Origin of the sequence: Rathayibacter sp. SW19, assembly GCF_030866825.1 — a bacterium.
Lineage (GTDB): Bacteria > Actinomycetota > Actinomycetes > Actinomycetales > Microbacteriaceae > Rathayibacter_A > Rathayibacter_A soli.
The window spans coordinates 1211368-1233399 of the sequence record NZ_CP133020.1 but is presented as its reverse complement, the minus strand read 5'-3'; the positions used below and the strand labels follow the sequence as shown (position 1 = coordinate 1233399).

Sequence of the window (22032 nt, the reverse complement as noted above, 5' to 3'; positions counted from 1 at the left end):
AAGGTCTGCTCAAGATTGGCTCAAGATAGGACAGACGCGACCACAATGCGGTTGCGACCGGCCGCCTTCGACTCCGCGAGCGCGTCCAGCGCTGTGTCTTGCAGCGGTCGCAGCCCGTAACCGGCTGTCTCCGACCCGGCGACGCCGAAACTGGCGGTCACTCGCACACCGGTGCCGTCGCCGACCAGCGGCGTCTCAACCAAATACAGGCGGATGCGTTCAGCCAGCGTCGCCGCCTCAGCAGCAGTCGCATCGGCGAGCAGAAACTCGAACCGATTCGCGACCATGCGGCACAGCGGGGTGCCGAACGGTGTCGCTGCCCGCAGCACCTCCACGAAACGCACGAGGACTTGATCGCCGTAGGTGCGGCCAAACGCCGCATTGATGTTAGCGAGCTCGTCGATGTCGGCGATGACGAGCGCAATCGGCCACGCGGATTCGCGGGCGGCGTCGAGCATCGGGGTGACGACATCCGCGAACTGGTGGGGGCTTGCGGTCTCGGTCAAAAGGTCCGCACTGCGTCTGTTGGTGAAGGTCTGCCGGGAGTCCTCACCGCGCAGACTCACCATCGAGATCGTGCCACCGGTGACGAACATGACGAGCACCAGCGCGGTCACCGCCGAGCCAAAAAACGTCGTGAAGACGGGGCTATTCGGGCCGAGCAGATACAGGAAGATCACGCGACCCAGGTAGTACAGGCCGGAGAGCAGCATCAGCACACCCAGAAAACGTGCACCGTTCAGCCCCAGCAGCCGCGGACGCAGGCATTCGACCCCGGCCAGGAGGCCGAACGCGGCCATCGCCCAGAACATCACATCTGCGCCGGCCCAATATCCGCCGTGCGGCCCCTCCATCAGCGGAACGAGCGCGACACCGGCCGCAACGATGAGCACGACCCAGAGCAGGATGCGGCGGTCGTTGAATCGGCGAGCCCCCGACCAGATTGCGCCGAACCCGAGCACAGCGGCACCGTTACCGAGCGGAATGCCCCACCACATCGGCGGGTACACGGACGACAGCAGGTACGCGAACGTGGTCGTGGTCGCGGCAACATACGCGAGCGACCAGAGGCGCCCGACGGTATCTTCTCCGCGGCCCAGACTGTCGATGACGAACATCACCGCCGTCAGCGTGACGACGAGCGCTGACGCAATGAACAGCGTCGGCACATCGAGCGTGATGGGCTGGATCACGATTCACCGCCGCTTGCCGAGGTGGGAGTGGGCGGGGCAGGGTCGGCCGGGTCGGTCGCTGGCTCGTTCGGGTCGGTCGCGGGCTCCTTCAGGTCGGTCGCTGGCTCGACCGGGTCGGTCGCAGACTCGACCGGGTCGGTCGCAGGCTCGACTCGGTCGGTCGCAGACTCGACCGGGTCGGTCGCAGGCTCGACTCGGTCGGTCGCAGACGGGTCCGATTCGGGCTGCTGTGCGATTGGAATGGTGATCGACACCGTCGTCCCCACGCCGAGTTCGCTCGAAATCCGGATGTCGCCTCCGTGCTCTCGCACGATCGCTCGGCTGATGCTCAGGCCGAGTCCTGTTCCGCTGATCGGGCCGCCGCGAACGGCGGATGCCCGATAGAAGCGATCGAACAGTTTGGCCTGGTCAGCGACCGAGATGCCTGTGCCGTCGTCCCTGATGGTGATCTTCAGGTGGTCGGCCTTCGTTCTCATTGCAACCGTGACGGTGCCACCTTCCTTGCCGTACTTCAGGGCGTTTGAGAGCACGTTGTCGAACACCTGCCGCATACGCAGCGGGTCGACGAAGGCCATCGTGCCGGTCGTGATTCCGCTCCTCATGGTCGTGCGGAGTTCGCGGGCGTGAGGCGCACGAGCCTCGATGGCGTCGATCATGATCTGACCGAGGTCGACATCGCGGCGCAGAACGGCGAGCTTGCCTTCCTCACTGCTGGCCGCGACGAGCATGTCCGAGATGAGTTGCAGCATCCGGTCGGCGTTGTCCGCCGCGATCCGCGTGTAGGAGACAGCCTCTTCGGGAACGCCCTCCGTGTCCAATGCCAGTTCGAGGTAGCCGACGATCGACGTCAACGGGGTGCGCAACTCGTGCGACACGGCCGCGATGAGTTGCTCTTTTGCGCGCTGCGCTTGCACTTCAGCAGTGATGTCGAGGAACGCGACGACCGCGCCGGTGCGCTCGCCGGCATCCGTTGTGATCTGTTGAGCCGAGACCGACAGCGCCGTCTGCTCAGTGCCGGGTTCACCCACCCAGACAAGTTCGCGATCGAAGGTCTCTCCGGCGCGCGCGCGGGCGATCGGGTCGTGTTCGGGCGAGACCCGCGTGTTGCGGTCCGCCGCGTAGAAGACGAATTCGCCGTGCGCCCTGCCTGTCGCGACCCCGAGAAGCGCTGCACTGCGCGGGTTGGCGAGCGACTCCGTGCCGTCGATCTCGAGGCCGACAATGCCGAAGTCGACGGCGTCCAACACGCCCCGCAGAACACGCCGGTCACGCTTCGCGCTCTCGAAGGCCTCCTCAACCAGTTCACTTTGCCGGGCAAGCATGTTCTGCTGCGCCTGCGCCCTGCTGGACATGATCGCAATCGTGACGCCGACGAATATCAACAGCAATGGGATGAGGAACAATCGGGCCGCATTGCCGATCGTGAACTCTGCTGGATTGACAACGGCCGGCCCCCAGGCCGCGAGTGAGCCGCACACGAACGCGATGAGCGCACCCAGATAGCGGAACGAGCTCGCGAGCCAAATCGCCGGCAGGATGAGCAGAACGCTGAGCCGCAAGTCGTCGTTGCCTGCGCGCATCAGCCCGATCGCTGCCATGTCGAGAACCGGAAGTGCGATTACCCAGAGCGCGTTCAGTCTCCCCCACGGCACGATCAACGACAGCGCTGTGACAGCCAAGATGACGACCACGCCGGCAAGAAACGCCGTCGAAGCCAGCATTTGCGGCACAAGCAGGGCGAGCGAAAACGTGATCAGCGCGGTGACGCCGGTCAGCGGCAATTGCGACAGGAACACCGAACGGCCAAGCGTCATGCCGATGCCCGACAACCGTCGGGCTCCGCGGCTGCCGGCGGGGGTTCGAGTGCGCCCGGCCCAATCGGGTGTGTCGGTCCAGCTGGGCGAGCCGGGTGAGCTGGGTACGCGGGGCGCGCCGGGCGCGCCGGGTGAGCGGAGTGAGCCGAGTGAGCCTGGCGTAGGGGGCACGGCGTGCGTGCCGGGCGAGCGGGCCGAACTGGGTGCGCCGAGCGGGCCGGGTGAGCGGAGCGAGCCGGGCGAGCGGGGCATGTCCGCTGCACCAACCCAACCACCCGCTCCAGCGGGTGGTGCAGCACCGGCGCCGGCATCGCGCGCGGGTCGATCGGCCTCCGCCGGGCCGACACCACTGGGCCGACCCACAGCATCCGCCGCGCCGACACCGGTAGGCCGACCGGCAGCATCCGCCGCGCCGACACCACCGGCCGAACGCGCGGCATCCGCCGCGCCGACACCACTAGGCCGACCCGCAGCATCCGCTGGGCCGACACCACCGGCCGAACGCGCGGCATCCGCCGCACCGACACCACTAGGCCGACCCGCAGCATCCGCTGGGCCGACACCACCGGCCGAACGCGCGGCATCCACCGAACGCGCGGTCGCGTCGGTTCCCTTTGTCGTCCCCCCGACCATGTTTCGATGCTATCGGTTGGCGGCCACCTCGGCGTGAGTGACGCCACAAGACCGACTGCCCCTCGGCCGCTCCCATGGTGAAGCGCCGCCCGGACGACCGCGGTCGGATCATGAAGGTCACACCATTACGGTCGCACCATCGCAGGTGCACGATCGCGGTCTCTCCATCGCAGGCGCACCGTTGTGGGCGCATGACCAGCGGCCAGCGTGTTCGACAGCGGGACGAGCGGCAATGTCGACGTCTTTCACCATGGTCTCGTGCCCGCGGGATCTCGCTGATCAGGTCTTACGCCACGCGCACCAACCGTCGATCCGCACTGCGATCGTCATGGTTGACGGTCGGCGCGATCAACGCCAGCCCAAGGAGCAAGTCAATCCTCTGCACGGCGGCCCTAGCTTCCGGGCCGCAGATCCAGTCCAGCGCGCAGATCCAGCCGCCAGATCCAGCCTCATCTTCAGCCGCCAGGATTCAATGTGCCCGTTGTCGCTGTTTCAAATCCGCCTTACATAAGGCGGATTTGAAACAGCGACAAGGCGCATGCACTTTCCCACGCGAGTAATCGTCCTGCTGCCCGGTTCTTCCTGGCACTGCCCGCACCAGCCCGCACCGCCCGCACCAGCCCGCACTGCCCGCACCAGCCCGCACCAGCCCGCACCAGCCCGCACCAGCCCCCGCGGCCCCGCGGCCCCGCGCGGCACGCGCTGCGCCGCACTGCGCACTGCCCGCGATCCCCGCGCCGCCCGCATTGCCGCGCGTCTAGCCCACGCTGCCACGCACGGCCCGGCGCCACCCCACGCTAGCGCACGCCGCCACGCACGGCCCGGCGCCACCCCACGCTAGCCAGCACCAGCTACTGCCGGTTCAGCCAGGGATCCGCGCCCGCTTGACGACGCACCCGCCAACCCTCGCCGTGTGATCGATGCGAGCGCCGCGCATTCGGAGACTCGGAAGACAGCGGATCGCGATCGTAACGATAGCCATAGCGCTGGTCCCACAGGTCGAACAGGGCGGCGACCGACTCGTCCAACAGGTCGAGCGCCTCCGGATTGAGCCGATACAACCGCGACGTCAGCTCGACAGCCACAATCACGAAATCGTTGTCGCGCAAGACCCGCAAATGATGCGACACCGCGGCTCGACTCACCGCGAACTCGCGGCCGATGACGTCGGCCAGTGCTCCTGAAGAGTGCTCGCCAACGGCAAGTACCTCCACAATGCGACGGCGAATCGGCTCAGCCAGAACCTCGAACGGATGCATCATGCTCACCGATCGTACGCAACGAGACCATCAGCGCGTGGAAGTTATCCACAGCCGCCCGCGATCACCGATCAACCAACCTGCCGTCAGTCCCAGGTCGCAGGTTTCGAGACGCCTGCTCGCTGCGCTCGCGGGCTCCTCAACCAGCGGAGCGCGACGCGTCAGACGGGGACATCAAGCTGCAGTAGCGACGGCGCGTTGCGCCGCAATGACCTCCGCGATCTGCACTGCGTTCAACGCAGCACCGTTACGCAAGTTGTCGTTCGAAACAAACAGAGCCAGACCGCGACCGCCAGGCACACCCTCATCCTGACGAATCCGCCCGACAAAGCTCGGGTCCCGACCAGCCGCTTGGAGCGGGGTCGGAACATCCGTGACCACGACGCCAGGGGCATCCGCCAGCAGTTCGAGCGCCCGCTCAGGTGTTAGAGGTTTCCATGCTGATGCCGTGCACGGGCAGCAGTGTGCGCCCTGCAACGCCGGTGCAGTCCGTCGCAGCACTATCCGTCGCAGCACTGTCCGTCGTAACGTCGTCGGCCGCAACGCCGGAGGCCGCTTCGCCGGCGCTCACAGCAACGACCTGCTCGTCGACCCGCATGTTGCGCGCCGTCATTCTTCACAGAATGGCGAATGCCACATAGTGACACGGCCTCAGGCGATGCCACCACCGTCTACGACGAGTGCGGAGCCCGTAACATAACTGGACTCGTCACTCGCAAGCCAAACGACCGCTGCGGCAATTTCGCGTGGTTCCCCCATCCGCTGAAGCGGACGATCGGCGGACTCCGCCAGGAACGAGTCGGCATCTTGTGACAGCTGACGCGCCTCGTCCCGCAGCATGCCAGTGTTGACGTCGCCCGGGTTGACCGAGTTGACACGGATGCCCTGCGGGCCGTGGTCGATGGCGAGCGCGCGCGTCATGTTCACGACGGCACCCTTCGACGCGCAGTACGAGATGGCCTGGCCACCGCCTTTGAGCCCCCAGCCCGACCCGGTATTGACGATCGACCCGCCACCGGACGCAGCCATGATCGGCACCACGTGCTTGCACATCAAAAAGATCGATCGCACATTCACGCCGAACACGCGATCCCACTCCTCGACGGTCGTCTCGACCGCCGTGGTGCGGCGAATGATCCCGGCATTGTTGAAGACCACATCCACCCCGCCGAAGGCTTCAAGCGTCTCCGCGATGACACGCTCAATGTCTGCTTCACTCGAAACATCGGCAGAAATCGCGACAGCCTCACCGCCAGCCGCCTGAATTTCTGCGACGACGGCAGCAGCGGCATCCGCTTTCAGATCGACAACGGCGACCCGTGCTCCCTCAGCTGCGAAAGCCAAGGATGTGGCACGACCGATGCCGCCGGCGCCGCCCGTGACGATCGCCCTTTTGTTTTCTAAACGCATGCGCGCGCTCCTTCGTTATCTTGTGCTTCGCACCCGGGAGCTTGACTCTCGGGTGCTTCACTTTCTGGTGTCTGGTTTTCCGGTGCTTGGACAGGGTAGACGCTCGCTGCGGCAGCTCCGGTTGTCACGCGGATGAATCCGGCCAGGCGAGCATCCAGTTCGGCATCGCCGGTGTCGACCAGAAGCGGCCTGCCCTGAAGGTCGATCAGCTTCTGCTCGGTGGCGACCGCGATCAATGGGTCGTCACCTATCGCGCGCACAACGCGCGCCGACAATTGCTGGTTTCCTCGCCCGAGCAGAAAGCCCTGCCCACCGATGACCGTCACGACCGCCTTTGCGCGAACGCCCGACAGCAGCGCGAGCAGATCGCGCTCCGACGCGTCGCTGCACACGATTTCCCCGTCGAGCACGACGTCAACACCGAGCGGCGTCTTCGGTAATCCGAGCAGCTGTGCTATCTCACCGACCGTGCTTCCAGGACCAAGGAGGTAGTGCATGCCCGGTTGGAGTTGCTTCACGACGCCGCGGGCAGCGGATCGCGCGGCCTCGGACTGGGAACTCGGCGTCGGCGCCTTGCGTGCCTGAGTGCGGCCGAGCACGAACGGAACCGGCAGGTAGCCGAACAGGCGTGGCTCGACCCGCCCATGTCTCAACTGCTCCTCCACCACGTCGAGCACTTCGGATTCACGCACAGGAAGCGGCCGCCGGCTCAACCACTGCGCGGCCAGCGCCCCGGCCGCCACGGGGCTGACCGCAAAGCACGCCGAGTACATCTTCACGCCGGCGGGTATCCCGAGCGCGGCGACCGGGTTTGCCGTCGAGGTGATGTCGTTTGCGGTCGCGGTGCCGAAGGTTGCGGTCGCGGTGCCGCCGTTTGCCGTCGCGGTGCCGGGCGACCCTCCCGCCGACCGGACGGCCGCCATGCCTGCGCAGACGTCTCGCGCGGTGCCGTCGCCGCCGACGAACAGCACGAGGTTCGCGCCCGCTTCCACGATCGCCGTTGTCGCGGCCACGGTGTCAGCGGGCACTGTCGCTCGCGGATCCTGGGGTGCTGAAACCACGCGCGGGTGCAGCCCGGCGGCGCGCACCGCGTTCTCCCCCATCTCCCCGGCAACCGTGACGATTTCGGCACCGGGATGCGCCGCCGCAACCACAGCGAGCGCCCTGACCGCGCGTTCGGCCGACCGCCTGCTGCCGCCGCGCAACAGGGCGAGTGCCTGCACCTTGATGCCATCGCTGCCTTTCAGCCCGGCACGCCCGCCGACACCGGCGATGGGGTTGACGATCAGACCCAGAAGCTGCGTCATGATTCCTCTCTCACACTCGACGTCGGAGCGAACAACGGACCCCGTTCCAGGCGTCCTAACGCTCGGCACCGGCCATCGCGTATGTCGCGGGTTCCGCTGACGGACCCACCACCTTTTCGGCGTTCAGTCGCGCGGCGACCTCCGGGTATTTGCGCAGATACGCCCGCCAGGTGATCGCCCACCGCGCCGGATCGTCGAGATCTTCGTGATGGATCTGATGCACGGTCTGATTGTGCGGCGCGGTTCGCACGACCTCGGGCTCCTCCCGTGCCTCGCGAACGACTTCGGCGATGACGTCGGCATACTCATCGAGCTCGGCTTTGGAATACGACTCAGTCGGCTCGAGCGTGAACGGTTGCGGCACGACATACGGATGATGGCTCGTCCAGTAGTGCATTCCGAAATCGGATGCGCGGATGCCAATCTCCTCTGACGAGATGCCGGTTTCTTCGTACAGCTCCTGCCAGGAGTACCGCACCTGCTCGATCCGGCGGCGGCCCTGCGCGTACGGCGCGCTGGCGCCCGGGATCTCCAGGATGCGCTTCATCAGGTAGTTGTTGTTGAGCACGGCGATCTCCGCAACTGCGCGCAAGCCCTCGGCGCCGAGCGCCATGGTCCACGCATATGCGCGCACAATGTTCGGGATCACGCCATAGAACGGCGCCACCTTGCCGATCGACTGTGGGCGGTCGTAGTCGAAGAAGAATCGGTCGCCGTCGCGTTCGACGAGTGGGCCGGGCAGGAACGGCACCAACTTATCGGCCACGCCACTGGCGCCCGCGCCGGGTCCGCCCGAGGCGTGCGGCGTGGAGAATGTCTTGTGCAGGTTGAAATGGCACACATCGAAACCGGCTTCGTGTGCACGGGTAATGCCAAGGATCCCGTTCGCGTTCGCCTGGTCGTACGACGCCAGTGCGCCCACGGCGTGAGCGGCATCCACCCACTGTTTGATGTGCGGGTTGAAGATGCCCGTGTCTTCAGGATTCGTGACCATGATCGCAGCCGTGCGGGACGACAGCGCGCCCTTCATCGCTGTGAGGTTCGGATAGCCGTGCTCATCCGGGTGAATAGTGATCACCGTGTAGCCGGCGGCCTTTGCGGCGGCCGCATTCGACGGATGCGAGAAGATCGTGGTGATCACCTCGTTGCGTTGCGCACCCTCACCGTTGGCCTCGTGGTAGGCGCGGATCATGGCGATGTTCGTCCAAATCGCGGCCGATCCCCCTTGTGTGTGCAGCGAGATGCGGGACATCCCGGATATTTCGGCGAGGATCTGTTCCATCCGCCAGATGATCTCCAGCACGCCTTGCACAGTCGCAACGTCTTGCAGCGGATGCAGGTCGGCGAGTTTCGGCGTGCGGATAATCGTCTCATTCACCTTCGGCGAGTACTTCATCGTGCAGGTGCCCTGGCCGACGTCGACGTTGAAATCAGCGCCGAGGTTCTCCTGACTCAACCGCAGGTAGTGGCGCAGCACACGCATCTGGCCCATTTCCGGCAACGCGGGCGGCGTGTTTCGTCGCAGTGAAGCGGGCAGCACGGCGACAACGTCGCCGACGGCGTCTCGAACGGCAGCCTCAGGGCGCGACACCAGCACTCCCCGCTCGCCGGGGGTGCTGAGCTCGAAGATAACGGGTTCGTCCCAGCTCGCCTGGTGAAAGCGACGCAGGGCTGGTTTCGGTGCAACAGGAAGGCTCACGCTGACTTCTCCTCAAGTACGGCCCCGAGTGCTCCGATGAGGCGGTCGATATCTGACTGACTGTTCATTTCGGTGACACAGACGAGTAGTCGGTTCTCGTCCAGGCGAACACCCGGTTCGATGCCCTGCTCGCGCAGACGGGCGATGATCTCGTCGGTGTGCACCCCGGATGCCGTAACGTCGACGACGAACTCACGCAGGTGAACGGCGGTGTCGCCGACGGTGACGCCCCGGAGCGCCCCGAGGCGGCCGCTTGCGTACGCGGTGCGCGCCAGTAGCGTGTTCCCCAGGTCGACCATTCCCTGCGGGCCCATCAGGCTCAGGTACACGCCGGCTGCGATGCCCCACAGGGCTGCCGCCGTGCCGACCCATTCTTTGCCGTCCTCGCGCACGGCGAACGAGGTGCGCTCATAGGCGACGTCACCGAAGCCGTACTCGCCCGGCACGTCCGTCGACTCGAGGCCGAACAGGCGAGAGGGCAGCTCCATCACAAAACGCGGATCGTCGTGCACCGCGATGAACCCGCCGTGCGCTCCTCCGAACCACTGCCGCAGCCCGAGCGACTGAATGTCGCCGCAGACGATGTCGGCCCCCTGGTCGGCCGGCGGTGTCAGCACGCCCAGACCAATGGGATCGACGCCGACCACGAAGATCGCATTCGCAGAATGCGCCGCATCCGCAAGTTCACTCACGGCCTGCTCGAGCGCTCCGGTGTAGCTTGGGGTGTCCACGAGTACGGCTGCGGTCGTCTCATCGATTCGTGCGGCGACCGCCGCGACGTCGGCCGTGCCATTCACGGTGGGAACAATTACAAGGTCCAAGTTGCTTCGCACGTAGTCGCGCACTCGGGAGAGCTTGTCCGGCAGAATGTCGCTCGCGACGATGACAGTTCGGCGGCCAGTGATCCGTCCTGCCATCGAAAGAGCTGTTCCCATCGCCTGAAAGCCGTCATACGTCGGAACGTTGACAACATCCATGTTCACAAGCTCGGCCATCAGCGATTGGTATTCGAACAACGCTTGGAATCGACCATGGTCTTCATACGGCTCGCCTGCGTACGCAGTTAGGAACTCGCTGCGCCCGATCACCTCTTCGACCACCGCCGGCACATAGTGGTTATAGGTGCCCGCACCGAGAAAGCTGAGTTGTTCACTCGTTGGCACATTGACTTGCAACAGGCCTGTGACGTGTCGCAGGAGATCCTGTTCGGCCGAAAACGGCGCTGGCAGATTGAGTTCTCGGCCGAGGCGCAATTCAGAGGGCACGTCCTCGTAGAACTCATCAATCGATGCCGCGCCCGTGGCACGAAGCATCGCCGCTTTGATCTCGGGCACGGTGTTCGGCACGTACGGATGCACGAAGGGCTCTGTCATGTTCGATCCTGTTCATTATTTTGTATTCAGTATACAGACACTCTAAATGTGATCGTGCGACCGGTCAAGCTGCTTTCGGCCGGGCGGCGCGGACGTCACCCACACGACAGTGTCGGCCGGCACCGCCGTCGCCGAAGCCCGAAGCCCGAAGCCCAAAATGCGAAACCCGCTCCGGCGTTACTCGACCACTGACGCACTCTCGAGTACCGCGACACCCCAGCCAGGCAGCCTCAGTTCGTGCACCGGTCGGTCACCGGTCAGCAGATCGCGTACCCCCGGCTCGATCGAAACGCGAGCCTCGGCCGCGCCATGGTTGAGCAAGAACGTGTAATCCGTGGTGCCGTCGGTGCGCGTTACGGACTCGACCTGCCGATCAGTATTTTCAGCGACAGGCAGGCCTGCGTCGCGGAGAGCGTCGGCGAGAATCGCGCGCAGCCCGGTGGGCGAAAAGCCCGCGCTGACGTACCGAGCGGCGCCACGGCCGTGCGAACGGCGTGTTGCCGCTGCGCGCCCGGCAAGAACGCCAGTCCCGTACGTAGCTGTGACGGTGGTGCCTTCCTGCACCTCCAGCCATTCTCGCCATACCGTGACGGGATAGCGTTCGCCGCCCAGCACGATGTCGTCAGATTCGCCGGCCGGAAGTGGCCACCACTCATCGACCTCTACTCCGAGCAGGGCACGCAACGGTCCAGGAGCGCCACCGTCGTGCACCTTCTCCGTATCGTCCACGACGCCGCTGAACGGTCCGACAACGAGCTGCCCGCCGCGGGCGACGAACGCAGCGAGCGCATCCGCCTGCTCGACCGTCGTCGCGTAGAGATTAGGAACGACGATGACGTCGTAGCGTTCGAACGGCCCGTCGGCGCGCACCACGTCGACCGCCTGGCCGCACGCGTAGAGCGCGCTGTGCCAGTCTCGCGCCTGCCGCAACCAGTTCAGCCGAAGCGACGGCAGCGAGTCGGGAGCGCTAAGCCCCCACCAGGAGTCCCAGTCGGCGACGAGCGCCACGGATGACTTCACCCGCGTTCCCCGGATCGCCTCAAGTTTCTTCAGCTCGGCTCCGAGCGCCTTCGTCTCCTGGAACGTCCTGCTGTCTTCGCCTCGGTGGCCGAGCATTGCCGAGTGATACTTCTCCGGCCCGAACTTCGCCTGCCGCCACTGAAAGAACATGACGCCGTCTGCCCCATGCGCGAGGGCGTGCATGCTGCCCAGCCGCATCTGCCCGGGCGTCTTGGGAACATTGACGTCACGCCAGCTGACCGCGCTCGGCGCCTGCTCGAGCAGCAGCCATGGGTTGCCGTCCTTGAGGGAGCGCATCAAGCCGTAGTTGAGCGCTGCCGCCACGTGCGCGTACGGGTCGGCAGGGTCGGGATAGGCGTCATCCGTTACCAGGTCCTCCGCCTCGGCGAACCGCCAGTAGTCCAGGTCACGCAGCATGCTCATGAAGTTCGTCGTCACAGGGAGCTGCGGCGTCACGTCGCGGAGAACGTCGACCTCGGCCTGGAAAAGCTCGAGCAGCGCATCCGAAGAGAAGCGCTCAAAGTCGAGTTGCTGCGCCGGATTGATCGGGCCGGTCGCCGTACGCGGCGGTTCGATGTGTTCCCACGCTATGTAGTTCTGACCCCAGCAGCTGGTTCCCCACGCGTCGTTCAGGGCGTCGATCGCCCCGTACTTCGCGCTCAACCAGCGCCGAAAATGTTCGGCCGATACAGGGCACCAGCACCGCGACACGTGATCGCCGTATTCATTTGACACGTGCCAGAGCACCACAGCGGGATGGTTGCCGTAACGCTCGGCCATGACGCGCGCCATGCGGGCGACATGTTCGCGGAAGATCGGCGAACTCGGGCAGTAGGCCTGCCGCGATCCGAACTCGAGGTGCGTACCGTCCACTGTTTGCGGCAAAATCTCCGGATGCTGCCGCACCAGCCACGCAGGCGGCGTCGCCGTGGCCGTCGCGAGATCGATGCGGATACCGTTCGACCACAGCAGGTCGATGACGCGGTCAAGCCAATCGAAGTCGTACTCGCCAGGATGTGGCTCCAAGCGAGGCCAAGAGAACACGGGAAGCGTGATCAGGTTGACGCCAGCCTCGCGCATGAGGCGCACGTCCTCTTGCCATACCTCTTCCGGCCACTGGTCGGGGTTGTAGTCCGCGCCATAAGCCAATTCGTCCAGTCGAAGCGTCCGACGCTCACCCACCTGCACTCCTCACGTCGTAGCGCAGATGATCGTTAACCTCCACCACGCTGTATTCTGTATACAGACACCGTATGGCGATCGGGTCGCATGGTCAAGTCGCGCACCCTATCGAGCCATACACTAGGCATCGTCGGCTCGGTGTCGGCCGGTTGCGAAGCAGGAGGACTCATGGCAATCGAGCGCAAGACGTTACGCTCACAGGTTCGCGAAGAACTGATCACTCGCATGCGCACGGGCAACGTGCGTCCTGGTGAGGGCATCAACGAGGTGCAACTTGCCGCTGAACTCGGCGTGAGCCGCACCCCGCTGCGTGAGGCACTCATCGCACTGGAGAGCGAAGGACAGATCGAAAGCGAAAACGGTAAAGGGTTTCGATTCGTGCCGCTCAGCGCGCGCGAGTTCGAAGAGCTCAGCCCGATCATCGTCGCACTCGAGGGTCTCGCTCTCGAGTTGAGCCCCCTGGACGAGCTCAAGACGATCGGCGCGGAACTCGCGAAACTCGCTGCGGAGTTCAACGACGACATCGCCCAGCACGCCTTGATCAACCGCCGCGACGACGAATGGCACAATCTGATGCTCAGCGCATGCCCGAATGAGCGACTGATCGACACGATAACGGGCATCCGCCTCGCAATTCACCGCTACGAATCCCTGCTCGTCGCGGATGACACCAAAATCGAGCGCAGCGCTCAGGAGCATGCTGAGATCGCCAAGTACCTCATCGCCGGTGACATCCCGAAGGCCAAAGCCGCGCTGAGCGCCAACTGGACCAACGGCATGCGTCGACTGCTGGCTGACGCGGGCATCTCCTGGGAGCGCGTCGAGGTGCCCGTCAGCCCCTGACCGCAGGCCCATGACCGTTGGCGCTTGACCGTCAGCCCTTGAGTGTCAGCCCTTGACTGCCCCGCCCAGCAGTCCGGATATGAACTGCTTCTGGAAAGCAACGAACAGGATCAGCAACGGCAAGGTCGCTAGCAGCGATCCGAGCATCAGTCCGGAGTAGTCCACGTGTGACAGCCCGATCATCGTGTTCAGCGCAACCGGGATCGTGTACTTGTCCTCTGTGTTCAGCATGAGCAACGGCCAGATAAACGAATTCCACTGACTGACGAAGGTGTAGATGATCAGCGCGGCGATCTGGGGTCTCGCAACTGGTATGACAATGCCGTAAAAGGTGCGGAATTCCCCTGCGCCGTCGATGCGCGAGGCCTCCAGCAGTGTGTCCGGAAAATCCAGGAACGCCTGCCGCATCAGGAAAATCCCAAACGCGTTCGCCAGGAACGGCACGATCAGGGCCTGAAAACTGTCAATCCAGCCGAGGCTCGCCATCATCTGGAACAGCGGAACCAGCAACACCTGCATCGGAATCATCATGGTGACCAGCACCAGGCCGAGCAGCATGCCGCGCGCGCGGAACCGGAATTTGGCCAACCCGTACCCGCACATGATGCTGACGATCCCGCTGAAGACGGTGTAGACAATCGCGACGCCCAGACTGTTGAGCATCACCAGGCCGAACCCGGTCTCCTGCTGAAGCCGTGCAAGATTGCTCCAGAGTTCGCCTCCGGGCAGGAGCGGAAGAGGCGAGGCGAAGAGGTCACGCGTCAGATGCGTCGACGAGATGATCATCCACAGGAACGGCACGATGCTGAGCACCGCCCCGATGATCAAAAGGAGATAAAGGGGAGCATGCCGAACGGCCCGGATCATGAGACTGTCTCTTTCTGCGCGGTCTCTTTTTGCACGGCCTCTTTCCGCACGGTGTGCGCCGAGGAATCTGATCCCCGTTTCGCGGCAACCTTGAACCGCTTCTCTCGTCTCTCACGCATCAGCCAGAACTGAATGATCGAGATGATTCCGGTCAGGATCACGAGCAGCCACGCGATCGCAGACGCGTAGCCGAAGTCGAACTGTTGGAATCCGACGCGGTACAAGTAGAGCACCGGTGTGAGGGTGGCATTGCTCGGCCCGCCTCCGGTCAGGATGAAGTTCTCGTCGAACAACTGCAGTGCGCCGATCGTCGACGTCACGCTCGTGAAGATGAGCACCGGGCGCAGTTGTGGCACGACGACCTTGGAGAACGTCGCCCAGCGGCCGGCGCCGTCGATCTTCGCGGCTTCATACAGCTCCGCCGGAATCGCCTGCAACCCGGCCAGGATGATCACCATGTTGTAACCGGTCCAGCGCCAGGTGATCGAGGCGATCACGGCGACACGGGCCCATGCCTCGTTGTTGAGCCAGTCGACGGGCGCGATGCCGAACAGCCCGATCAGCTGGTTGACGGCGCCGCCGTCTGTGGCCAGCAGCACCCGGAACACAACGGAGTATGCGACAAGCGTCGTGATGGCAGGCAAGAAATAGATGAGCCGGAACCCGGTCTTGAATTTGAGAAACGTCTGATTCAAGACGTAGGCGAGCCCAAGAGCGAGCCCGATCATCAACGGCACCTGCACGAAGAGGAATAACCCAGCATTGAACAGGCTCTCGCCCACCAGCGGGTCGCTGAACAATCGTGCGTATTGAGCCAGGCCAACCCACGTGGATGTGCCGCCCTTGGTCGAGAAGAAACTCTGCCACAGCGAGGCGATCAGTGGATATGCGAAGAACAGAAGAAACAACGCGGCTGCTGGAAGCACGAACCAGAGCCCGGGACGTTGGCGCTTGCGCCCCAACGTCCCGGCGCTTCGTGTGTCCGCGAATGGCCTGCCGATGCGAACCTCAGTGCGAGTCATGAACTCAGCCGGCGATCGAACGCCCGGTGGCGGTTGCGATCTGCTTGGCAGCATCCGTCAGCGCCTTGGTTGGGTCTGCACCGTTCAGCACGGCGGCGGCAACTGCGTTATTGATGACGTCAGTCGCCGCCGAGTTGTCACTCGTGTACGTGATCGGCGGAATCTTCGCCGTCAGATCAGCGAACAGCTGGTAGACCTTTTGACCGCCGAAGAACGGCTGCGGCTGCTGGAAGTAGCTCGTCTTCAGCGCAGGCAGATAGCTCGGGAAGAGCCCTTCCTTTTGCATCATCGACGCCTGGTTGTCCTTGTTTGCCAACACATACTTGACGAACGACGCAGCCAGTTGCGGGTTCTTCGCTTGGGTGGGGATCGCGAGCCCTGATCCGCCGTTGTTGGACGTACGAGCTCCACCGTCCGTGAACGCGGGAAGCTCGGTCACGCCGAACTTGCCGGAGAGCTCTGGCATCTCGCTGGTCAGCGTGCCGACCCACCACACGGCATTCGGATCTACCGCGGAATCGCCGTTCTTCGCGCTGGTCACCTCGGCGTCCCAGCCTTTGACGTTTTTCAGTAGCCCCTTGTCGTTCATCTGCTTGATCAGGGTGAGCGCATTCACTGCGGCAGGCGAGGTGATGTCAATCTTGCCCTGAGCGTTGAAGATGCCCTGCCCCTGCTGCTGCAACATGGCGTAGAACGGGCCACCAGCCGACAGGTCCGTCGACATCAGAGTGTGGCCGGTCTGCGACTTGATCTGCTCGCCTGCGGCGACAAGTTTATTCCAGCTCGTGAGCGATGCCGGGTCAACGCCGGCCGCCTTGAGATAGTCGGAACGGTAGTACAGCGCCATCGTTCCTGCATCCCACGGCGCGGCGTAGAGATCTCCGTTCTTGCCCAACGATGCCGCCCACTTTGAGGGATCGAAGTCGCTCTTGTCCGAGCCCAGAATCGGGTCGAGGTTGGTGAAGCTCTTAGGGAACTGCGAGATGTAGCCCGGTGTGTGATCGGTTTCGATCGTCAGCACATCGGGGAGTCCGCTGCCGGCCTGCAGGCCGACGGAGATCTTGTCGTAGACATTGTCATAGCCGACGTCGACGACCTTGATCGTGGTGCCAGGGTTCGACTTCTGGTACTGCGCGCCGAGCCGCTTGAGTGCGGTGGCCGCAACATCCCACGACCAAACGGTGATCTGGCCAGACACCTTGGCATCAGGATTGAGCGTCGAGCTCTGCCCGGATCCGCCGGCGCCGCCGGTCGCACAGCCGGCCAAGCCAACGGCTGTCACAACGGCTATGCCGAGTGCAAGTATCTTTCTCGTCCTTGAGAGGGAGGACATGGATTACCTCGTTTCTGGAGTGTGCAGATCGTTGTCCAGAAGTATTCTGTATACAAAATACGCGATTGTCAAGATGAGGGTCCCCCGGGCACTCCCACGCACCACTGACGCACACGAGACGGTTGCCCGCCCCACTCCGGTCGGGTGTAGTGTCGGCACCCAGCCGCCCCAAGGGCGTCCCAGCCGACGCGCGCGCCGATGGTGCCGGACCGCCGGACGCCTTCGGTCAAGCCGCGACAACCGACCTGCCGTTAGCCCCAGGTCGCAGGTTTCGAGACGCATGCTCGCCGACTCCGCTCAGGGACCGGCCTTCGACTCCGCGGTTCCTGAGGAGGCCGCTCGCGGCCGTCTCGAAGGGCAGGGACCGAAAGCTCGCGGGCTCCTCAACCAGCAGGGCGCGACGCGTCAGACGGGGACATCAAGCTGCAGTAGTGACGGCGCGCTGCGCCGCAATGACCTCCGCGATCTGCACTGCGTTCAGCGCAGCACCCTTACGCAAGTTGTCGTTCGAAACAAACAGAGCCAGACCGCGACCGCCAGGCACACCCTCATCCTGGCGAATCCGCCCGACAAAGCTCGGGTCCTGACCGGCCGCTTGGAGCGGGGTCGGAACATCCGTGACGACGACGCCAGGCGCATCCGCTAGCAGTTCGAGCGCCCGCTCGGGTGTCAACGGTCGGGCGAACTCCGCGTTGATCGACAGCGAGTGGCCGGTGAACACCGGCACGCGCACACACGTTCCACTGACCAAAAGATCCGGCAGCCCGAGGATCTTGCGACTCTCGTTGCGCAGCTTCTTCTCTTCATCAGTCTCGTTCAATCCGTCGTCGACGATCGAACCCGCCAGCGGGATCACATCGAACGCAATTGGCCGCACATACTTCACGGGCGCCGGCATCGTCACGGCAGCGCCGTCGTGCACCAGCCCAAGCAGCTCGCCGCCCGACACCGCAGCAACCGCCTGATCTGCAAGCTCCTGCGCACCCGCAAGCCCGGAACCAGACACCGCCTGATAGGTGCTGACGATCAACCGCTCCAGCCCGGCCTCCTCGTGCAGGACCTTCAGCACCGGCATTGCCGCCATCGTCGTGCAGTTGGGGTTCGCAATGATGCCCTTGTGCGCATCCGCAATGGCTTCCGGATTGACCTCGCTGACGATGAGCGGCACATCCGGGTCCATGCGCCAGGCACTCGAATTGTCGATGACAATCGCGCCGGCCGCCGCGAACCGCGGCGCTTGCGCTCGGCTGCCCGTGGCACCCGCGGAGAACAATGCGATGTCGATCCCGGCCGTGTCCGCCGTCTCGACGTCTTCGACCACTACGTTCTGGCCTTTGAACGGCAGCACGGTTCCGGCCGAGCGACTCGTCGCGAAGAAGCGGATGCTCGCAATCGGAAATTCCCGCTCCTCAAGCAGGCGACGCATCACCTTTCCCACTTGGCCCGTGGCACCGACGACGCCGACGTTGAATCCGTTGCTGCCCATCACTTCATCCCTTGCTTACTTGCTTACTGCGTGCTTACTTGCTTGCGTGCCTGCTTACTTGCTTGCTTGCTGCCTCATTCGGCCGTTGCGCCACTTTGCGCGTCGTGCGCCAGTTGAAGTGGCGCATACCACGCAACGTGGCGCACGCGCATCGCTTTCGCCGCGATCCACGCGCTCAGCGACCCGTGCCCGCGTGCACGATCGCCTTCGAGTCCGCGTCCAAGCCGAACGCGCGATGCACGACACGTGCGGCCTCTTCGACGCTGTCTGCGCGAGTGACGACCGAAATGCGGATTTCACTCGTCGAGATCATCTCAACGTTGATGCCCGCCTCGAACAGGGCCTCGAACAGCAGTGCGGAGACACCCGAGTTGGTGCGCATGCCGTTGCCGACCAGCGCGAGCTTGCCGATCTGGTCGTCGTATTGCAGCGACTGGAACCCGACATCGTGCTGCTCGCCAGTCAACGCAGTGAGCACCCGCTGCCCCTCCGACTTCGGCAGAGTGAACGAGATGTCCGTGAGGCCCGTCGTCACAGCCGATACGTTCTGCACGATCATGTCCACGTTGGCGTTCGCTTTCGCCACGATCTTGAAAATCTGTGCCGCCTTGCCGGGAACGTCAGGCACACCGACCACGGTGATCTTGGCCTGTGTGAGGTCGGTGGCAATCCCGGAGATAAGAGCTTCTTCCATTGGGCTACCGTCTTTCTGCTTCAGGGCCGCTTCATTCAAAACAAGGGTGCCCTCGTTGTTGTTGAACGAGGAACGCACATGTAACGTAACGCCATGCCGACGCGCATATTCCACCGCGCGTATATGCAACACTTTCGCACCGGATCCGGCCAGCTCGAGCATCTCCTCGCTCGTGATGCGGTCGATCTTGCGGGCGAGCGGAACAACGCGAGGGTCCGAGGTGAAGACCCCGTCGACATCCGTATAGATCTCGCAGACGCTGGCGTCAAGCGCTGCGGCGAGCGCGACGGCCGTCGTGTCCGAGCCGCCGCGACCGAGCGTCGTGATGTCGCGGGTGTCCCGGTTGAAGCCTTGGAACCCGGCGACGATCGCAATCGCGCCATCGCTCAGTGCGTCGCGGATGCGCCCGGGCGTCACATCGACGATGCGGGCGGCGCCGTGGTGGGCATCCGTGATCATGCCGGCCTGACTGCCGGTGAACGACAAGGCATTGACGCCCATGCTCTTGATCGCCATCGCGAGCAACGCCATCGAGATGCGTTCGCCCGCCGTCAACAGCATGTCAAGCTCGCGCGGGTCGGGAATCGGCGTCACCTCGTGGGCGAGGTCGACCAGGTCGTCTGTGCTGTCGCCCATCGCTGAAACCGCGACGACGACCTCGTTTCCCGCCTTGCGCGTCTCGACGATGCGCTTCGCGACGCGCTTGATGCTCTCTGCGTCTGCGACAGAGGAGCCGCCGAATTTCTGCACGATCAAAGCCACGGATATTCTCCTGGGGTGGGATGGGCTGGCGATGCCGGAACCTTCATTCTATCCGCAGACCCGGTGTGCGCCCGCCGTGTGACGCCCGGGCGCGTGGAGGCGCGGGGGCGCGACGAAGCTACGCCGACTTGTGCACGCCGGCGCAACGCCAACTGCGTGGCAACCCAGACCGTGGCAATGCGCCAGCTGGCGCGGTGTGCGCCACTTTATGTGGCGCACACCGCGTCAAGTGGCGCACCCGCCGCACACCGCGTCAAGTGGCGCACCCGCCGCGCGACCGCCGCGCGACCGCCGCGCGACCACTACTTCATGCGAAAGTAGTGCCCCAACTCGAGATCCTCGATCAGGTTGGGATGCGTCGGCTGCCAACCGACGAGGTCACGGGTGATCGCGCTGGATGCGTGACTGTCCATGGCGAGAAAGCGGCCGAGCCAGCCGAAGTGCTCGGCGGCATCCGCTTCGGGCACGCTGAGCGCGGGCACACCGAGGTGACGGCCGATGACCTCGGCGATGTCGCGCAGCGGCACCGCCTCATCGTCGATGGCGTGCAGCGTCGACCCGGCCGGCGCGTTCTCCAGCGCGAGGCGGAACAGGTGCGCCGCGTCCAGTCGGTGCACGGCCGGCCAGGTGTTGCGGCCATCGCCGATGTAGCCGGCGCTGCCCTTCTCGCGATCGATGCCGACCAGCGCCGACATGAACCCGTGGTCGCCGTCGCCGTGCACGGTCGGCGCCAGCCGTACCGCCGACGAACGGATGCCGCGATCCGCGAACCCGAGCAGCGTCTGTTCAGTGAGCAGTCGCGGCGACCACGACGTGGCCGGGCGCGGATGGTCGGTCTCCACCGAGACCGCGCCCAGAATTCCGGATGCGATCACCAGCGGACGATCCGACCCCTCCAGCAGGTCACCGAACAGTTGCACCGCCGCGAAATCGACTGCAGCGGCCTGCTCGTGTGTGGTGAAGTCGTGGATGAACGCGGTGTGGATGATGCTGTCGACACCCTCGGCACCAGCCCGCAGGCTTGCCAGATCGGTGATGTCGCCGCGCTGCACGTCGGCACCAGCTGCTGCGACGGCCGCCGCCGACGCATCAGATCGAGCCAGACCCACGACCTGATGGCCTGCGGCGACGAGTTCCGCGGTGACGGCCGAGCCGACCCAACCCGATGCACCGGTGACGAAAATACGCATGAGAAGTCCCTTCACGTGAGCGACGACTGGTGCGCACGGTGTGTACGATTTCGGTTAGATTCACTCGATGTCAGTCGCTGTCATGAACATTACTCTTGATGTCAGATTCTGTCATCACATGGATGAGAAATCATGTCAGTCGCTGTCGTGAGGTACGATCGGGCCATGAGCAGATGGGAGCCGGACGCGCGCGGTCGCCTTCTCACGGCCGCCGTTGAACTGTTCACCGAGCAGGGTTTCGAGCAGACCACGGTCACCGAGATCGCCGAGAGGGCCGGACTCACCGAGCGCACCTTCTTTCGTCACTTTGCGGACAAGCGCGAGGTGCTGTTCTTCGGTCAGGATGACTTTCTGCAACTGTTCGTCTCCGCCGTCGCTGGCGCTCCTGCAGATGCAACCCCACTTGAAGCGGTCGCGGCTGCACTGAACGCCGCCGCCATGCACTTCGAACCACGCCGACCGTGGTCACAGCAGCGCGGCGGCGTGATCGCTGCGAATCCGGGCCTGCAGGAACGCGAACTGATCAAGCTCGCGCACCTGTCCTCGGCCGTCGCTGAAGCATTGCGTGACCGCGGGGTAGCCGAGCCGACCGCGAGCCTTGCTGCTCAGGCCGGAGTTGCCGTGTTCCAGGTCGGGTTCACCCAGTGGATCGACGCAGACAACACACGCAAACTCTCGCAACTCATGACGGACGGGCTCGGCGCACTGAAGGTCGTAGTCGCAGCCGGTTGATCGGCTGGCCGCCGCGCCGTTGCACGGAGCCGTGCTGCTCGCCGCCCACTGCTGCCGGCACACCGCTGCCAGCGCACTGCTGCCAGCCGCCCCGCGGGCGCGGATGCCCGGCACCGGCCGGTCGCGGATGCGCAACCCGCCTTTCGCCCCCTCCAGCCGTCGGCTAGGCTAGCTCAATCCAGTCCCCTGTACGGGGGGTACGACTTGTTGCGG

Annotated in this window: 17 protein-coding genes and 1 pseudogene; 2 read left to right on the top strand and 16 right to left on the bottom strand. The window is 64.5% G+C overall.

Annotation, left to right across the window (positions count from 1 at the left end):
- Window positions 1–20 precede the first annotated feature (20 nt).
- The 10 genes and pseudogenes from QU604_RS05630 to QU604_RS05585 all read right to left on the bottom strand — a co-directional run bounded on the left by QU604_RS05630 (window position 21) and on the right by QU604_RS05585 (window position 12890).
- Window positions 21–1193: a GGDEF domain-containing protein gene (locus QU604_RS05630; protein ID WP_308467833.1), complete on the bottom strand. Its 1173-nt coding sequence runs from the start codon at window positions 1191–1193 to the stop codon at window positions 21–23.
- Complete coding sequence (locus QU604_RS05625) at window positions 1190–3640, bottom strand: ATP-binding protein (protein WP_308467832.1); 2451 nt, start codon at window positions 3638–3640, stop codon at window positions 1190–1192. The genes QU604_RS05630 and QU604_RS05625 overlap by 4 nt, the downstream gene beginning before the upstream one ends.
- 851 nt (window positions 3641–4491) lie before the next feature.
- Complete coding sequence (locus tag QU604_RS05620; protein WP_308467831.1) at window positions 4492–4902, bottom strand: ArsR/SmtB family transcription factor; 411 nt, start codon at window positions 4900–4902, stop codon at window positions 4492–4494.
- Between the two features lie 171 nt (window positions 4903–5073).
- Window positions 5074–5331: pseudogene (locus QU604_RS05615) on the bottom strand (Asd/ArgC dimerization domain-containing protein); the annotation flags it as partial.
- A complete protein-coding gene (locus QU604_RS05610) occupies window positions 5318–5512 on the bottom strand; it encodes a hypothetical protein (protein ID WP_308467830.1) in 195 nt (64 codons plus the stop codon). The gene QU604_RS05610 and the pseudogene QU604_RS05615, both read right to left, overlap by 14 nt.
- A gap of 38 nt (window positions 5513–5550) precedes the next feature.
- Complete coding sequence (locus tag QU604_RS05605) at window positions 5551–6309, bottom strand: SDR family NAD(P)-dependent oxidoreductase (protein WP_308467829.1); 759 nt, start codon at window positions 6307–6309, stop codon at window positions 5551–5553.
- On the bottom strand, window positions 6300–7616 hold the full coding sequence (locus tag QU604_RS05600; protein WP_308467828.1) for an ATP-NAD kinase family protein: 1317 nt from the start codon (window positions 7614–7616) through the stop codon (window positions 6300–6302). The genes QU604_RS05605 and QU604_RS05600 overlap by 10 nt, the downstream gene beginning before the upstream one ends.
- 55 nt (window positions 7617–7671) lie before the next feature.
- Entirely contained in the window at window positions 7672–9315 is a 1644-nt protein-coding gene (gene gcvPB, locus QU604_RS05595; protein WP_308467827.1) for an aminomethyl-transferring glycine dehydrogenase subunit GcvPB, read from the bottom strand.
- Window positions 9312–10688, bottom strand: a complete 1377-nt coding sequence (gcvPA, locus tag QU604_RS05590) for an aminomethyl-transferring glycine dehydrogenase subunit GcvPA (RefSeq protein ID WP_308467826.1) — start codon at window positions 10686–10688, stop codon at window positions 9312–9314. The genes gcvPB and gcvPA overlap by 4 nt, the downstream gene beginning before the upstream one ends.
- Before the next feature lie 177 nt (window positions 10689–10865).
- Complete coding sequence (locus QU604_RS05585; protein ID WP_308467825.1) at window positions 10866–12890, bottom strand: beta-galactosidase; 2025 nt, start codon at window positions 12888–12890, stop codon at window positions 10866–10868.
- 168 nt (window positions 12891–13058) lie between these two features.
- Between QU604_RS05585 and QU604_RS05580 the strand changes: the two genes are divergently transcribed.
- A complete protein-coding gene (locus QU604_RS05580) occupies window positions 13059–13733 on the top strand; it encodes a GntR family transcriptional regulator (protein ID WP_308467824.1) in 675 nt (224 codons plus the stop codon).
- A gap of 45 nt (window positions 13734–13778) precedes the next feature.
- Here QU604_RS05580 and QU604_RS05575 read toward each other — a convergent pair whose 3' ends face one another.
- The 6 genes from QU604_RS05575 to QU604_RS05550 form a co-directional block, all read right to left on the bottom strand.
- Window positions 13779–14600 carry a carbohydrate ABC transporter permease gene (locus QU604_RS05575; protein WP_308467823.1) on the bottom strand — a complete coding sequence of 274 codons (822 nt, stop codon included), beginning with the start codon at window positions 14598–14600 and terminating at the stop codon, window positions 13779–13781.
- Window positions 14597–15622 carry a carbohydrate ABC transporter permease gene (locus tag QU604_RS05570; protein WP_308467822.1) on the bottom strand — a complete coding sequence of 342 codons (1026 nt, stop codon included), beginning with the start codon at window positions 15620–15622 and terminating at the stop codon, window positions 14597–14599. The genes QU604_RS05575 and QU604_RS05570 overlap by 4 nt, the downstream gene beginning before the upstream one ends.
- Before the next feature lie 4 nt (window positions 15623–15626).
- The gene (locus tag QU604_RS05565; protein ID WP_308467821.1) at window positions 15627–16955 is read right to left on the bottom strand and encodes an ABC transporter substrate-binding protein; all 1329 of its coding nucleotides are present in this window, start codon (window positions 16953–16955) and stop codon (window positions 15627–15629) included.
- Between the two features lie 418 nt (window positions 16956–17373).
- Complete coding sequence (locus QU604_RS05560; RefSeq protein WP_308467820.1) at window positions 17374–18441, bottom strand: aspartate-semialdehyde dehydrogenase; 1068 nt, start codon at window positions 18439–18441, stop codon at window positions 17374–17376.
- A gap of 175 nt (window positions 18442–18616) precedes the next feature.
- The gene (locus QU604_RS05555; RefSeq protein WP_308467819.1) at window positions 18617–19897 is read right to left on the bottom strand and encodes an aspartate kinase; all 1281 of its coding nucleotides are present in this window, start codon (window positions 19895–19897) and stop codon (window positions 18617–18619) included.
- A 302-nt stretch (window positions 19898–20199) separates the two neighbouring features.
- On the bottom strand, window positions 20200–21087 hold the full coding sequence (locus QU604_RS05550; RefSeq protein ID WP_308467818.1) for an SDR family oxidoreductase: 888 nt from the start codon (window positions 21085–21087) through the stop codon (window positions 20200–20202).
- A gap of 165 nt (window positions 21088–21252) precedes the next feature.
- Here QU604_RS05550 and QU604_RS05545 point away from each other — a divergent pair, with 165 nt between their 5' ends.
- Window positions 21253–21819 carry a TetR/AcrR family transcriptional regulator gene (locus tag QU604_RS05545; RefSeq protein WP_308467817.1) on the top strand — a complete coding sequence of 189 codons (567 nt, stop codon included), beginning with the start codon at window positions 21253–21255 and terminating at the stop codon, window positions 21817–21819.
- The last annotated feature ends 213 nt before the right edge of the window (window positions 21820–22032 follow it).

Coding starts and splice junctions, on each gene's coding strand:
- QU604_RS05625 (WP_308467832.1), bottom strand. CDS start 3,640: ATGGTCGGGGGGACGACAAAGGGAACCGACGCGACCGCGCGTTCGGTG.
- QU604_RS05620 (WP_308467831.1), bottom strand. CDS start 4,902: ATGATGCATCCGTTCGAGGTTCTGGCTGAGCCGATTCGCCGTCGCATT.
- QU604_RS05610 (WP_308467830.1), bottom strand. CDS start 5,512: ATGACGGCGCGCAACATGCGGGTCGACGAGCAGGTCGTTGCTGTGAGC.
- QU604_RS05605 (WP_308467829.1), bottom strand. CDS start 6,309: ATGCGTTTAGAAAACAAAAGGGCGATCGTCACGGGCGGCGCCGGCGGC.
- QU604_RS05600 (WP_308467828.1), bottom strand. CDS start 7,616: ATGACGCAGCTTCTGGGTCTGATCGTCAACCCCATCGCCGGTGTCGGC.
- gcvPA (WP_308467826.1), bottom strand. CDS start 10,688: ATGACAGAGCCCTTCGTGCATCCGTACGTGCCGAACACCGTGCCCGAG.
- QU604_RS05580 (WP_308467824.1), top strand. CDS start 13,059: ATGGCAATCGAGCGCAAGACGTTACGCTCACAGGTTCGCGAAGAACTG.
- QU604_RS05575 (WP_308467823.1), bottom strand. CDS start 14,600: ATGATCCGGGCCGTTCGGCATGCTCCCCTTTATCTCCTTTTGATCATC.
- QU604_RS05570 (WP_308467822.1), bottom strand. CDS start 15,622: ATGACTCGCACTGAGGTTCGCATCGGCAGGCCATTCGCGGACACACGA.
- QU604_RS05565 (WP_308467821.1), bottom strand. CDS start 16,955: ATGTCCTCCCTCTCAAGGACGAGAAAGATACTTGCACTCGGCATAGCC.
- QU604_RS05560 (WP_308467820.1), bottom strand. CDS start 18,441: ATGGGCAGCAACGGATTCAACGTCGGCGTCGTCGGTGCCACGGGCCAA.
- QU604_RS05550 (WP_308467818.1), bottom strand. CDS start 21,087: ATGCGTATTTTCGTCACCGGTGCATCGGGTTGGGTCGGCTCGGCCGTC.
- QU604_RS05545 (WP_308467817.1), top strand. CDS start 21,253: ATGAGCAGATGGGAGCCGGACGCGCGCGGTCGCCTTCTCACGGCCGCC.